Consider the following 14,213-nt stretch of genomic DNA (forward strand, 5'->3'; position numbering starts at 1 on the left):
GAAGTTTGAAGTGACGCGCTCAACGAAAGGCCCAAACATGGACTACGATGAGAAATCTAAATTTTCCGCTGACGAGATCGATGCACCTCTTGTGGACGAGGCGTTGGCCGCGACAGACCGGGATCCGGACTTAAACCGCACGCATAAACTCGAATTGGAAGTTGCGAGGCTTCAAAAGGCACTTGAGGAGACTGCCGCTGAGGCTCACAAAGCTGCCGAAAACGCAATTAAAGAGAAAATCAACGATGGTCCTATATCGGCCGCGCTTGCGGTTGGACTTGTAGCCTTTCTCTACGGCCTCACTCGGTAACCGGCTCACCATTCACCGACGCAACAAGGAGACATGCTGATGTCGAATTCAACGAACGATCAGACCAATCTTGGCCCCACCACTGGTACAAGCTCGACGGAGTTCGGTTCGTCCGTTGAGAGCCAGGCGCAAATGCGGGATGCTTCAACTACGGACCGTGCCGCCGGTGAACCTCTCAACGTCTATCGCCTTGAACCCATCGCAAATACCAGTGATCCGCGATGGGATAACTCGCCCTACCAGGGTGTCGTAGTTGTCGCCGCAAGAACGACTGGCGATGCCAGGATCGTAGCATCGGAACGAGAACTGGACTTCATGGAAATCGATGCCGCGCCGGCTGGGGACGTGACAACGCGCAACGCCAGCGCTTTCCGGTCGGAAAAGCTCTACACCGTGATTGAGATCGACCATGGACGCAGTGATCTCGCACGGGGCATTCTGGAGGGCGAGGTTTCGGTTGCGACGGTTAAGCCTGTCCAGATCTAGGTCCCCGTCGGCCCGATGGGAAAGGATATCCTGATGCCTCCCATGCAGTCGACCGCTGGTCCCGAAGGTGAACTTTCCCTCAGGCATGTAGTCGGGGGGCCATCCGGCCCGCGTTCGGTGATTTGACTGATCTGGCGGATATCAGCGTCGAAGCGGCCGCTGGAACCAGTATGCCGGAAGCCTTGATTGCCCTCGCGCGCCGCGCTGAAAGGGTGGGGTAGACTTTAGGTATCGCGACACAGGCAATCGTTCAGTCGGCGCAACAGTATCTGGGCGCCAGAGGTGCATTTCTTGACTGACCTAAACCCCAGCTTTGGAGGGATATTATGCCCATCTACTTTTTTCACGTCCGGAACGAGGAAGGCACTGATGAGGATTTAGAGGGGATAACGTTCGAGTCGGTCGAGGCTGCCAAGGTGAGCGCCGCGGAGACTTTGCAGGAAATTATCGCTGATGAACTGAGGGCTGCCCGTAAAATCGAGATTGGGGCTATCGATATTACGGATGCTACCGGGACCGTGGTCGCGACTGTAACGATAGAGGACGGAGTATTACAGCCGCTGTCATTGTCGTACTAGGCTCCAAACTACCCATTCCGGCTATTTGGAACCATACCGCCCATGGAGATTTATACGCCCATGAAAATGAGCCCAGAAGAATTCAAGTAGCTACCCATTCCTATCGCGCTTGTCGTTGACGACGAGCCGCTGATCCGAATGGACACGTCCGACATCGTGGCTGACGAGGGCTATCACGTGCTGGAAGCCAGAACCGCAGACGAAGCACTTGCGTTCCTGAGGCAACACAACTCGTTGAAGCTTGTGTTCCCGATATCTCACCGTTCCTGACCTATCGCTCGGCCGAACGGTCGATCCACGCTTCGAAGGACTGTCGCGGTTTAAGTCAAAGTCCATATAGGAGAAAACTGCGCCTCTAAACCACCCGGCGAAGAAGCTGCTCATCGAGCTGGCCGATGCCAGTGAGAAATCTACGAGCGGCCAGCGGCGATATTAGGGGGTATGGCGGCAATGTCTTCATTGGGATGCCCAATCCATTGAGGCCAGCTGGATTTCAACAGGAGCAACATCTGAGCCGACCGCATTGAGTGGATCAATATTATGGGATACGGTTTGAGCGATGTCGTCAGGAAACATGACGACCAGTCATGCCCAGTATCGAACATTTTTCGTATGAGGGTCTGGATAACCGGACAGAAAACTCGCATCTGGTTGTTCGACGACGAGGACCGGCCATGATCCGATCCAGTCTTCAGGGCAATGCCATCACTTCGCCTTTATCCACGGCTCGATCGCCAATCTCTTCAATCTCCACTGTAAACATCTTACAGCCGCCGATCGCCGTGATATCTGAGCCACCGCAATGTCGTCTGGAGCGAAATCGCTTTATCGACAGCCGCGCAACGAGGCAACATAGTGTACATCCTGCGACCGGCCAAAACTAAGGCGCGCTACCCAGCTTGCAGATGCTGAAAACATAATCCTGTGACCTGACCAGTTTAGGCGTGCTATACACAGCATGCTGGGGAAAGGTCCAAGAAAACCACCATTCTTTACTGGATCGGGGTATATGCGTTGAAAAATCCTGCGGTTGACGCATATCTGGCGAGCCTCGTAGTGGCGACCGAATTCTCCGCAGTCGCCGATCGGACACTTTATACCCCTCTTCCAGGCGATTGGTTCATCGCTCTTTCGGATGTGATTGATTCATCGAGCGCGATTGACGCAGGCCGTTACAAAGCCGTTAATATGGCAGGCGTGAGCGTAATTTCGGCTCTTTCAAATGCTCTTGGGCAAACAAATTATCCGTACGCTTTCGGGGGTGATGGCGCATCCATGGCGGTTCCTGGCTCTGTAAGAACGCAGGTGCTCAATGTTCTTGCTGCGCTGAAAAGATGGGCTGCAGAGGCTCTTCAGCTCGAACTCAGGGTCGCATTGGTGGATATGCAGAGTATCCGGGCGGCAGGTAACGATGTCCGTGTGATGAGGCTGGGCGTCAGCCCCGACGTGACTTACACGATGTTCTCGGGTGGTGGAGTAAGATGGGCGGAGGCCGAAATGAAGGCTGGCCGTTTTCAGATCAAGGAGGCGATCAACGTTTCTCCACCTGATCTTACCGGCCTATCCTGTCGTTGGGACCCGATCCCCGCTTCGAAAGGCCAGATAGTTTCCCTTATTGTAGCACCGGGGGAGGATGGGACGGTCGATCTGTTCCAGAATTTGATCTTAAGAATTGTCGGCTTGATAAGCAATCAACAGCGGGCGGGCCATCCTTTACCGGTTAATGGTCCACCGCTAACGTTTAGCAGCAGTGGCCTGAGGTATGAGGCAGCTGCGCATTCCCGCAAAACAAACCAGTTCTTTAATAAAGTTTCAGTCATTTCTAAGACCCTCGCAGCCGTAATCATGGACCGCCTCGATCTTGAGATTGGCGGGTTTAACGCCAAGCGATACAAGGCCGAGGTTTCTGCGAACTCGGATTTTCGGAAGTTTGACGATGCATTGAAGATGACTATTGATATTGCGCGAGAGCAATTCGAGCCTATCGAAAAACTCCTTCAAGACGCCGCCGCACAACGCTGGTGTAGATATGGCATACATAGGCAGGAAAGCGCCTTGATGACGTGCTTCGTACCGAGCCTGTCAGCACGTGACCATGTGCACTTTATTGATGGCGCTGGGGGTGGCTACGCGCTTGCGGCGCGAAACTTAAAGCGCGAATTTCCATGAGATGGCAACGCCCATCTTAACGACCGTTTCCCCGCCATCACGAGCAATCACAAGCGCGTAAGAGCCATGTTTGGTCGTTGCAGGCGGCCAAATGTTCGACCATTGTAGCACCGTGAACAACAGACGGAGGAATTCCATGATGTCGGTCGGTTACAGAAGCTTGCTTGCCGCTGGCTGTCTCGCTGCGGCGTTTGCCGCCTCGGTGGCGTGTGCGGCAGAGGTGAAGGATTTCGAAAAGGCTTCGTTTGACGCAGCGCGAAAAGCCGGCAAACCGGTTGTGGTCGATATCTCCGCCACCTGGTGTCCGACTTGTGCCGCGCAAAAACCTATTGTCGATGCCCTGTCGAAAGAGCCGGCTTACGCCGATCTGATATTGTTTCATGTTGATTTCGATGCGCAGAAAGATGTCGTCAGAGCACTCGGGGCGCAGATGCAATCGACCTTGATTGCTTTCGACGGCGACAAGGAAACGGGACGCTCGGTCGGCGACACGAAACCCGTTTCCATCGGCGCATTGTTCGCTTCGACAATCGGAGACTGAGCGGTGTTTGTCACGGCCTTCTTCGCATTGCTGGCCGGCATCTTTTCGACTTTGTCACCCTGCGTGCTGCCTTTGTTGCCTGTCGTGCTCGGCGCGGCGACTTCCAGGCATCGTTTCGGTGTCTTAGCGCTTGCAGGCGGACTTACACTTTCCTTCGTTTCGATCGGCCTGTTCGTGGCTTTGATCGGCTTCTCCATAGGCCTCGACCTCACCGTATTCCGCACGGTGGGGGGGATGGTCATGATCGGCTTGGGCTGTGTTTTGATGTTGCCCGCCGTTCAGATGCGGCTGGCCACGGCGGCCAGTCCGATCGCCACCTGGACCGAGGAGCGCTTTGGCGGCGTGGAAGGCGGTGGGCTGTCTGGCCAACTGCTGGTCGGTCTGCTTTTAGGGGCCGTCTGGAGCCCCTGCGTCGGGCCAACGCTTGGAGCCGCATCGATCATGGCAGCGCGTGGTGAAAATCTCGGCCAGGTCATCCTGACAATGCTTACCTTTGGGATCGGTGCGTCTCTTCCCCTGCTTGCTCTCGGTGCCCTGTCGCGCGAAACAATCATACACTGGCGCGGCCGCATGCTGACGGCTGGGAAAGGAGGCAAGATGCTGCTCGGCGCGGTCCTGCTTACCGTCGGTATTCTGATCGTGACGGGTCTCGACAAACAGCTTGAAGCCATGCTTGTCGCAGCCTCACCGGTGTGGCTGACGCAACTCACCACATCGTTTTAGAAAAGCCGCGCAGATCGCGCGTTTCAAGGGCGCAGTGTGTGCCCTTGAAACGTCAAAGCACTATCGGGCCGACACAGCTTTTGACCGTCGTTTCGCCAACAGACAAGGGACGATGGTTCGCGAGTGGCACTCCTGGTTCAGCCAGCCATTCCTCTTATCGGATAGTCATTGCCGATAACGAACTTCAAACCGCCCAGAAGCTGGCTCAGATCAGGTCTGGCAAACGGCGCGTTGGAAACGTCAATAACCTGCACCTTGCCATCTGGGTTGATGACGAATAGTCCCGGCTCCGAAAACGGCCGATCGGTTTCCTCAACCGACCTCGGGTTCGAGACGTAAAGGCCGAGCGCGTTCATCTGGTCCGGCATCAGGTCGAAGCCAACAGGGAAAGTCCAACCTTCCTCCTGGGCCTCCGTTTCTGCCTTGGCTTTCGTGTCCGCAGACACTGCAAAGACCTTGATGCCAGCGCCACCAAAATCGCTCGCCAGGCCGTTCAGCGTGGTGAGGTAGCGTCGGCATATCGGGCAGTGCTGGCCGCGATAGACAACAAGCAACCGCCAACCCTCTATTTCGGTAAGATTAAGCGCGCCGCCATTCACAGTTGGCCAGGACAATTTTGGGAAGCTTGTTCCCGCCATCAGCTTTTCACCGCTCATTTCGGTGTCTCCGTTGCTTCGTTCGGGTCAATCGACGCTAGGCTTCGGTTTTGTGGGAACATGTGATCGCGTGCCTCGGCGTCCATCTCCTTCTTGAAGCTGTGTTTGCTCGCTAGGGCTTCTGCACGCGCCGCAGCCGGGCGGGCGTTGATCTCGTCCAGCAACCGCTTCACGTTCGGCAGTTTTTCCCAGATGTCTGGACCAAACAGAAACTGCAGAACACGCGCCCAGCCCCACACGGCCATATCGACGATAGTGTATGTGCTGCCGAGCATATACTGCCCCTTGGCAAGCTGAGTATCGATCAAGGTCCAATGCCGGTTAGCCTCGTACATGTACCGGTTAACGGCATAATCCTTCGGTTCAGGCGCAAAGTGCTTGAAATGGACGGCCTGTCCTGAGAAAGGTCCGATCCCGGAGGCGACGAACATTAGCCATGATAATAGAGAAGCGCGTGAGCCCGGAGCCTGATCAGAAAGGAACATTCCGGTCTTCTCCGCGAGATAAAGAAGAATCGCGTTGCTGTCGAACACATTGACGTCACCATCGGTCAGTGCGGGAGTTTTCGCGTTTGGATTTATGACGAGGAATGCCGGATCGAACTGTTCACCCTTTCTGGTGTCGACGGGCACGACTTCATATTCAAGTCCGGCCTCTTCCAGAAAGAGTGCCACCTTCGCAGGATTTGGCGACGGGTGATAATAGAGTTTGATCATGACGGACCTTCTATGATGGAGGGGAAAGTTGTCGTAAGCCGCATCGAGAGCGTTCGTTGCGTGTCGCTTTCGATAAAATGGGTTCTGCTGCTCAACCTTTAGGCACAGAATCCGACCTGCAACCGCATCCTTACCGTGCCTTATTTTGTAACGAACGGTCAAGGATGGTGACGATCACATCAATGTGCTAACGTCTGATATGGTTGGGATGAAGCAATTTGACAGGCAGGTCGTTCTCGATGCTGCAGTCCAGGTTTTCTGGCGCAAGGGTTATGAGGCGACGTCGATCCAGGATTTGGAACAGGCGACCGGCCTTGGACGCGGCAGTCTCTACAATGCATTCGGTGGCAAGATTGCTCTGTTTCTCGAGGTTCTTGACCGTTACCGCCGCACGGAGAGCGAAACGCTGCTGCGGCACCTGCAAAATCCTGATGTATTTGTCGGCTTGCACTTCATGTTGACCTCGATCGTCGAGCGCATGCACCAACCAGACCGCCCGCCCGGTTGCCTGATGACAAACAGTTGTCTTGAACTAGGAGATGCTAATATCTCAGTCGTGATCAGAAATGGTTTGGAAGCAATGCGCGGCGAATTTGAAAGTGCGTTCCTGCGCGCGCGACAGGCGGGACAAATACAGTCCCATACGGATGTCAGGGCACTGGCGGATTTTTTCTGTGCAATCGTTAAAGGCCTGGGCGTGCTGCACAAATCACTGAACGATCGCAGGGTCCTTGAGAGTGTCGTTAAGGTCGCTTTAGCGTCGTGGCCACGTTGAGCAGCTCTTCAGGCAAAATCATGGCTTCCCGATCTGAACCCTTCTCTGCCCGCAAACAATCGTGTAGCGAACCTTCCGAAACTATTTTCTCATCACGCAAACATTTGTAGCAACGCCGTCGCACAAGCATTGAGACGGCTGAACATTATTTCCATCGACTACGTTTCCTTACGGGAGTGTTTTTGCTCTCGCATACGAGGAAACAAAATGCTGAAACCTGTACTCGCAGTTGCCGTGCTCGCATCGCTCTGTGCCGCGCCCGTCTATGCCATGGACGCGATGAAGTGCGACGATGCGTCGATGATGAAAATGCAGGCGGATATGGATGCGATGACCGATCCTGCCATGATGGAAAAGAAGGAAATGGCGTCTAAGGAAATGATGATGGCCAAGGATTCCATGAAGGCCAACAAAATGGACGACTGCAAGATGCACATGGACAATGCCAAGAAGAGCATGGGCCATATGTAAGACTTAACGAAGGGGTGCTATCAGCGCCCCTTTTCTTATTCTTTAAAACCATTTGACAATGAATTACTGTCCCTTCGCCAGATGCGTTTCATCATCTCGAAGGCGAGTACGACGTTCGGCTCGGAACGCTTCGGGAGTAGGCACGCAAAGCCCAATGTCGTCTCAAGCTTGACCCGATCGGCTATAATAAGACCGTTCGTCTGCCGTTCGTTAAGCGCTATGGATTCCCTGCACAGGCTGAGGCCGAGGCCGGTGCGTACCATGGCCAGCATCGATGTTTCTTGATCGACGAGAGCGACGATATTCTGTTTGAGATTGAGGGCGCCGAGTGTGCGTGCCAGCAACCGGTGATGAACCGACGCCGGCGGCGTACCGATCCAGGGAAGTCCCGCAAGTTCGTTCCAATCGCGGCCGGCAACCAGGCCGGCAAATGCCGGAGGCGCGACCACGCGGTAGGTCAGGCGCGAAAGCGGCCGGATAAAGAACTGGGCGTCGGATGCCGGATCAACGACTTGTGTGCTCGACCCGTAATCATCGAGGTCACCCAGAAAAAAACCGACGTCGAGTTCGTTACGTTTCAAGCCGCTTGCCACCTCGCCACTCATGCCTTGGCGAAGTTCTGTCTCAATTCCAGGGCCGCTTTCGACCAAAGCCTGCAGGAATGCGCCAAGGCGCGTGAATTCCGGATCGATGATCGTGCCGATCCTGAGCTTGCCACGTGGTTGTCGCGTCAGGTGGCGGGCGGTCTGGCTGAACTCCGTGGCCGAAGCGAGGACCTGCTCTCCTTTGGTGGCGAGCAATGCGCCGTCCCGCGTCAGTTCAAGCCCGCTCGCTGTCCTCCTAAACAGCGTCAGCCCGACGTTTTCAGAGAGGCGCTTGAGCTGGAAGCTGATGGCAGGTTGAGTGAGGTGCAGGAGTTCAGCGGCGCGGGTGACATTGCCTTCTCGGGCAACCGTCACAAACGCGCGCAGCAGTTTGAAGTCCAAATGATCAGCCATATAAAATTCCTTTATAATAGCTCATCGTATTTGTCATTGGATTCTGGAAATAGACCACGTTTATATGGCTGTGGGAGGATCGTTATGTCCATCGAATATTTCCTGGCTTATAACATGAGAGCATCTCTGTTCAGCTTTGTAAGGGCGCGGGCATGAGAACGAGCGGCCCGAATACAGATATCGAATTCTTCGACTACATCATTGTCGGAGCAGGTTCAGCTGGATGCGTGCTTGCCAACCGACTGAGCCGCGATCCGGAAAAACGCGTGCTATTGATCGAAGCTGGCCGGAAGGACAATTACCCCTGGATTCATATTCCTGTCGGCTATCTCTATTGCATCGGCAATCCGCGCACAGACTGGCTCTATAGCACCGAGCCTGAGGCCGGTCTCAATGGACGTTCACTTCGCTATCCCCGGGGCAAGACACTTGGTGGCTGTTCGTCGATCAACGGCATGATTTACATGCGCGGCCAGTCCCGCGACTATGATAGCTGGGCGGCACAAACGGGCGACAGCGAATGGTCCTGGAAAAATTCCCTGCCGGATTTCATGGCGCACGAGGATCATTACCGCCTGGATTGCGGTGCCGATCCGGCCACTGGCGACAACAGCCGCTTCTCCGATATGCATGGCCATGGCGGTGAATGGCGGATTGAAAAGCAACGCCTCAAATGGGACATTCTCGAGTCTTTCTCCGACGCCGCAGTGCAGGCGGGCGTTCCGCGCTCTCCCGATTTCAACAGCGGCGACAACGAAGGCGTCGGCTATTTCGAGGTCAACCAGAAAGCCGGATGGCGCTGGAATACGTCGAAGGCCTTTTTGCGACCCGTCCAGAGCCGCCGCAACCTGACGATCTGGACGGAGGCGGAAGTCGACAAGCTGATCGTCGAAACGGGACAGGATGGGCGCAAGCGGTGCATTGGTCTTTCGCTCTATCGCCGGAACCAGCGCGTCTCGGTTCGGGCCAAGCGCGAAGTCATCCTTTCGGCAGGTGCCATCGGCACACCGCAGATCCTGCAACTCTCGGGTATCGGTCCGGTGGCAACGCTCAAGGCGGCCGACATCGGCGTCGAACACGACCTGCCTGGCGTTGGCCACAACCTGCATGACCATTTGCAAATCCGTGCGGTGTTCAAGGTCAAGGACGCGAGGACACTGAATACACTGGCCAACAGCCTGTTGGGCAAGGCGAAGATCGGCTTGGAATACGCGCTGAAGCGCAGTGGCCCAATGAGCATGTCGCCTTCACAACTCGGTGCCTTCACGCGCTCCGACCCGGGCCAAGCCCATGCCAATCTCGAATATCACGTCCAGCCGCTCAGCTTGGATGCGTTTGGCGAACCTCTCCACGCCGTCCCGGCATTCACGGCCAGCGTTTGCAATCTAAATCCAACCAGTCGAGGCAGCGTGCGGGTTCGGCGCAATTGCCGTGGCGAAGCCCCTGTGATTGCGCCGAACTACCTGAGCACAGATGAGGATCGCAGGATCGCGGCCGAGAGTATCCGCCAGATCAGGACGATCGTCAGCCAGCCGGCCCTTTCCAAGTATCAGCCGATCGAGTGGAAACCCGGCATTGAGTTCCAGACCGATGGCGAACTGGCCAAACTTGCCGGCGATATCGCAAATACCATCTTTCATCCGGTCGGAACCGCAAGAATGGGTCGCGATGGCGACGAGGTAGCAGTGGTCGACAGCCGGCTGCGGGTGCGGGGTATCGATGGCCTCAGGGTCGTCGATGCCAGCGTGATGCCGACCATCACCAGCGGCAATACCAGCGCGCCGACGATGATGATTGCCGAAAAGGCGGCCCGCTGGATCATTGGCGACGCGAAACTGAACGCCTAAAATAAAAAGTTCGGAGGAACACATGACGACATCCATAGCACCTGCGGCCTTGCCCCTGTCCGGCGTTCGGGTCGTCGATTTCGGCCAGTATATTGCCGGCCCCGCTGTGGCTATGATCCTTGGCGATCTCGGCGCAACGGTCGTGCATATCGACCCACCCTCGGGGCCGCTGTGGGACAACCCAGCCAATGCCATCCTCAACCGCAACAAGCTGATCGTTACGATCGACCTGAAAACGGAGACGGGTCTCGCCGAGGCGAAAGCGCTGGCTGCAGAGGCCGACATCGTCGTCGAGAACTTCAGGCCCGGTGTACTCGCCCGGCTCGGCATCGACTTCGAGGCATTGCGCACGACGCGGCCTGAACTGATCAGCGTCTCGATACCCGGCTTCGCCTCGAACGATCAGTTGCGCCGCGATTGGCGCGCCTTCGAGACGGTGATTGCGGCCTCGTCCGGCGTCTTCACCGATATGGGCCTGAACCGTGTGCTGATGGGCATCAACCCTTCCTTCTCGCCGCTGCCGCTTGCCTCCGCCTATGGAACCATGCTGGCTGCATCTGCAGCGGTGCTTGCCCTGCAATCGCGTCAGCGAACGGGGCATGGTGATCATATCGAGGTGCCGCTTGCTGCCGCGGTGATGGAGGGTCTGTCCTACAACTCGATCAAGATCGACGATTATCCGATGCGCTACCAGACCCAGCGCGAACAGGAAATCGAGCGCCGCCGCGCCGAGGATCTACCGATGGACATGTCCTATGACGACCTGCAGGAATTTCTCGATCCGTTCTATCGCAGTTTCCAGTGCAGCGACGGCCGGATGTTCTACGTCGTCTGCCCGAGCCACAAGAATCACGCCAAACGCTGCCTGCAGGCGCTCGGCATCTATGACGACCTGGTCGCCGAAGGCCTTCGTGAGGAGGAGGACACCTATCTTCCCGTTTCAGAATGGTCGTCCGACGTCTCACTCGGGGTCTATCCGCTGCCGAAATTCTGGGCTGACAAGATCGCAAGCCGGATGAAAGATGTCTTCCTGACGAAGACAGCAGCGGAATGGGAGCGTGTGTTTGGCGAGGGGCTGTTCCCCGGTGCGCCGCAACGATGGCTACAGGAGTGGATCGCCGACGACCATGCAAAGGCGGCCGGTCTGATGATCGAGGTTGAAGACCCCGTCCTCGGCCGCATGATTCAGCCGGGACCGATGGCCTGGTTACAGGAGAGCGCCGAAGCGATGCTTTCTCCGGCACCACGCGCCTGGGGAAGCGTTGCAGACGCATTGGCCAGATTACGAACAACAAAGACGCCTCAACGGCCGACGCCTGGCTCCGACCCGTACCTCGGTTGGCTGGACGGGATCAAGGTGCTCGATCTCTGCAACGTCATCGCCGGGCCGCACTCCGCTGCCTACCTCGCCCGCTTCGGCGCCGAGGTCATCAAGATCGATCCGGCAAAACCGCTCTATGATTGCTGGAACACGGTGATCTTCGGCATGTCGCATATGCGCGGCAAGCAGTCGGCACTGCTGAACATCGGTTCGCCAGACGGCAGGCTTGCCTTCGAAAAGCTGGTGCAATCCGTCGACATCATCATCTGGAACGCTACCGATCGTCAGGTCAACGCGATGGGTATGGATGTTGAAGGCCTGAAAGCAATCAACCCGCAAGCGATCTTCTGCCAGCTCGATTGTTTCGGAGGAGGGCGCAAGGGGCCGCGCACCAACTACCTTGGCTATGACGATCTGGTTCAGGCGGCGACAGGCATCATGTTGCGGTTCGGCGGCTCGATGAAGACGCCGGAAGAGCATGCCCATGTCGGCACGATTGATGTCATGTGCGGGTTCGGCGCCGCCCTTGTAACGGCGGCAGCGCTCTACCAGAAATCGACGACTGGTGTTGTCGGCAGGCCGCGAACCTCGCTATCGGCGTTGACGGGTCTAGCGCAGATACCGTTCTGCTACGACTATGCGGGCCGCCAGCCGTTCAACGAGCCTGCGGGCCGTGAGACGATGGGGTTCGATGCGCTTTCGAGAGTTTACGAAACGGCCGATGGGGGTGCAATTTTGCTAGCTGCATCCGAAGCGGACCTGCCGCGGTTCGCGGTGATCGAGGGATTGGAAGATTTGCCTTCAATGCCGTCACTAGACCGCGCGGCCTATCTCGCGCGTACTTTCGCCACCGCATCCGCCGAGACCTGGCAAAGACGCCTCATCGTCGCCGACATTGGTGCATCGCTCTGCGAGAACCTCGGGAGCATTCGGAGCCGAGGTGCGAGGGTGGCTGATGGCACGCCCGGCACAGAACGAGGCAGCTATGCGTTCTCGATATTTCCCGATCACCCCAGTGGCCGCACCGTCACCCAACTCGATCCCTTCGCCGTTCGCCCACGCTTTGCAAAAGTTGCCTCTCCGCCTCCGGCGGAGAAATACGGAGCATCGACGACGCGGGTGTTGTCGGAGCTTGGCTACCGAGATGACGAGATCGAAAAAATGATCGCTTCGGGAACCGCTAGTGTTTCGTGGAGCCGGGAATACCTTCCAAGCTGACCTATTCGTGTCCTCAAACTCAGAGAGGCTACAGTCACCGCAGCCGACGCCGACAGTGTTCGGCAAGGGCAGCGGTTGCCGCCAGCACTTCTCCATATAGAATTTTTCGGCGTGCTCGTATTGCCGGCGCAATTGCGCGCCGGCAGAGCTTCACCCCAAACGGTCACATCCGGAAAGTGCGACATATTTCAGTTCAAGGAAGCCTTCGATACCATATTTGGACCCTTCACGCCCCATGCCCGACTGCTTGACGCCGCCGAATGGTTCCAATGTCAACGAGCTTCAACAAAGGGGACGACGATCTCGACGGAAGAAATTCAATACCCTGGCTACTTCAAGGATGGTGGGAGCCTGTAAAGAAATATCCCAAGCGCGCCTATATAGAAATTGCAAACAAAAAAAGCGCCCGAAGGCGCATTGAGGCGAGAGTTCGTCCATTGCAGAAGGAAGTGTGCCGCAATTTTGTGCGACTGGCAATCATTTCTTAAGAGCGATTTAGTGACTTGGCCTCAAGGTTTCCTGATAAAATAGTAGCCGCAGCCCACTGCGACAGCAATACCCACTGCGATCCCGGTCGCCACGTTGTCGAGTAGGGCCGTTCCTATAGCGGCGCCTATCACTATGCCGATAACCATTCCACGTGTCACAGGGCAATCTCCTGTCGCGATTCTAGTCGGAACCTGCTTCAACATTAGTCTCTTACTCTTTAGTTCTTTTGCGCAATCTCGCCGGCTTCGACTTTGAGATCAAGGTGATTGCACGCATCCCTTGAATCCCCGAGTTACTCAGCAGGAATTTGCAAGTTCTTGCTGAGAAATCCTTGTAGAATGAGTGGCATTATAAAGGGGGCGCTCTGACGTGTCAGATTTTTATTCACTGAGATTTTGATTTGGAGGCCTGTGACGACGCGTCAGCAAAAGGTTTCCGAGGTTGGTATGCACGCCGCGTATTTTGCCGCAATTTGGGGAAATTGAGGTGCCGTCTTGGAACAAAACGGCTTCCCATCCGTAGATCCGGGTAGATGTCAGACGCGCAGGACTTACCATGCAAACCTCGCAGACTTATCGCCTTGGTTATCCTCTCCAACGGGTTTTTGTACCGTTGCTTTTTGTTGGATTTACACTCGCGCTGGCGAGCGATATTGCCTTCTGGCAGACCAATAATCTCATGTGGCAGAATTTCACGTCCTGGCTTTTGTTTGCCGGGCTCGTCGGTGGTGCGATTGCCATCCTTGCCGCCGTCGTCGACGTTCTGCGCCCCGCAACCCGGCCGCTTCGTCCGTCATTTGCTGAGATCCTGGGCTTCGTGACCTCCCTTGTTCTGGCTTTCGTCAACAGCTTGGTCCATGCGGGCGATGGATGGACGGCTGTGGTCCCAACCGGCCTTGCGCTCTCTGCCGCGACC

Annotated in this window: 14 protein-coding genes and 1 pseudogene; 11 read left to right on the forward strand and 4 right to left on the reverse strand. The window is 56.2% G+C overall.

The features are described from left to right. The first annotated feature begins 37 nt into the window (after positions 1–37). From R6X40_RS31185 to R6X40_RS31210, 6 genes are all read left to right on the forward strand, one after another. Positions 38–310: a hypothetical protein gene (locus R6X40_RS31185; protein ID WP_318419033.1), complete on the forward strand. Its 273-nt coding sequence runs from the start codon at positions 38–40 to the stop codon at positions 308–310. Positions 311–349: 39 nt separating this feature from the next. Further along, entirely contained in the window at positions 350–796 is a 447-nt protein-coding gene (locus R6X40_RS31190) for a hypothetical protein (RefSeq protein WP_318419035.1), read from the forward strand. A 326-nt stretch (positions 797–1,122) separates the two neighbouring features. Continuing rightward, positions 1,123–1,374 (forward strand): DUF6894 family protein, encoded by a 252-nt coding sequence (locus R6X40_RS31195; RefSeq protein ID WP_318419037.1) that lies wholly within the window; start codon positions 1,123–1,125, stop codon positions 1,372–1,374. 1,014 nt (positions 1,375–2,388) lie between these two features. Further along, positions 2,389–3,543 (forward strand): DUF3095 domain-containing protein, encoded by a 1,155-nt coding sequence (locus R6X40_RS31200; protein WP_318419039.1) that lies wholly within the window; start codon positions 2,389–2,391, stop codon positions 3,541–3,543. Positions 3,544–3,679: 136 nt separating this feature from the next. Beyond that, entirely contained in the window at positions 3,680–4,084 is a 405-nt protein-coding gene (locus tag R6X40_RS31205) for a thioredoxin family protein (RefSeq protein ID WP_318419041.1), read from the forward strand. Positions 4,085–4,087: 3 nt separating this feature from the next. Beyond that, on the forward strand, positions 4,088–4,807 hold the full coding sequence (locus R6X40_RS31210; protein WP_318419043.1) for a cytochrome c biogenesis CcdA family protein: 720 nt from the start codon (positions 4,088–4,090) through the stop codon (positions 4,805–4,807). 137 nt (positions 4,808–4,944) lie between these two features. Here R6X40_RS31210 and R6X40_RS31215 read toward each other — a convergent pair whose 3' ends face one another. Then, complete coding sequence (locus R6X40_RS31215; RefSeq protein WP_318419045.1) at positions 4,945–5,463, reverse strand: peroxiredoxin-like family protein; 519 nt, start codon at positions 5,461–5,463, stop codon at positions 4,945–4,947. After that, positions 5,460–6,179, reverse strand: coding sequence for a glutathione S-transferase family protein (locus tag R6X40_RS31220; RefSeq protein WP_318419047.1), 720 nt, complete (start codon positions 6,177–6,179; stop codon positions 5,460–5,462). The genes R6X40_RS31215 and R6X40_RS31220 overlap by 4 nt, the downstream gene beginning before the upstream one ends. Positions 6,180–6,387: 208 nt before the next feature. On the opposite strand from R6X40_RS31220, the gene R6X40_RS31225 reads away from it, so the two are divergent. Beyond that, on the forward strand, positions 6,388–6,954 hold the full coding sequence (locus R6X40_RS31225; RefSeq protein WP_318419048.1) for a TetR/AcrR family transcriptional regulator: 567 nt from the start codon (positions 6,388–6,390) through the stop codon (positions 6,952–6,954). Positions 6,955–7,161: 207 nt separating this feature from the next. Next, positions 7,162–7,425 carry a hypothetical protein gene (locus R6X40_RS31230; RefSeq protein ID WP_318419050.1) on the forward strand — a complete coding sequence of 88 codons (264 nt, stop codon included), beginning with the start codon at positions 7,162–7,164 and terminating at the stop codon, positions 7,423–7,425. A gap of 35 nt (positions 7,426–7,460) precedes the next feature. Here the strand turns inward: R6X40_RS31230 and R6X40_RS31235 are convergent, their stop codons facing one another. Beyond that, positions 7,461–8,423 carry a LysR family transcriptional regulator gene (locus R6X40_RS31235; RefSeq protein WP_318419051.1) on the reverse strand — a complete coding sequence of 321 codons (963 nt, stop codon included), beginning with the start codon at positions 8,421–8,423 and terminating at the stop codon, positions 7,461–7,463. Between the two features lie 152 nt (positions 8,424–8,575). Between R6X40_RS31235 and R6X40_RS31240 the strand changes: the two genes are divergently transcribed. After that, complete coding sequence (locus tag R6X40_RS31240; protein ID WP_318419053.1) at positions 8,576–10,270, forward strand: GMC family oxidoreductase; 1,695 nt, start codon at positions 8,576–8,578, stop codon at positions 10,268–10,270. Between the two features lie 22 nt (positions 10,271–10,292). Beyond that, positions 10,293–12,809 (forward strand): CoA transferase, encoded by a 2,517-nt coding sequence (locus R6X40_RS31245; protein ID WP_318419054.1) that lies wholly within the window; start codon positions 10,293–10,295, stop codon positions 12,807–12,809. A 150-nt stretch (positions 12,810–12,959) separates the two neighbouring features. Here the strand turns inward: R6X40_RS31245 and R6X40_RS31250 are convergent. Beyond that, positions 12,960–13,079 (reverse strand): annotated as a pseudogene (locus R6X40_RS31250) (aldehyde dehydrogenase family protein); the annotation flags it as partial. A 774-nt stretch (positions 13,080–13,853) separates the two neighbouring features. Here R6X40_RS31250 and R6X40_RS31255 point away from each other — a divergent pair. Continuing rightward, positions 13,854–14,213: DUF2231 domain-containing protein (locus tag R6X40_RS31255; protein WP_318419056.1), on the forward strand; the 360-nt coding region annotated here is incomplete at its 3' end.

Origin of the sequence: Rhizobium sp. PL01 (assembly GCF_033447125.1) — a bacterium.
Classification (GTDB): domain Bacteria; phylum Pseudomonadota; class Alphaproteobacteria; order Rhizobiales; family Rhizobiaceae; genus Pararhizobium.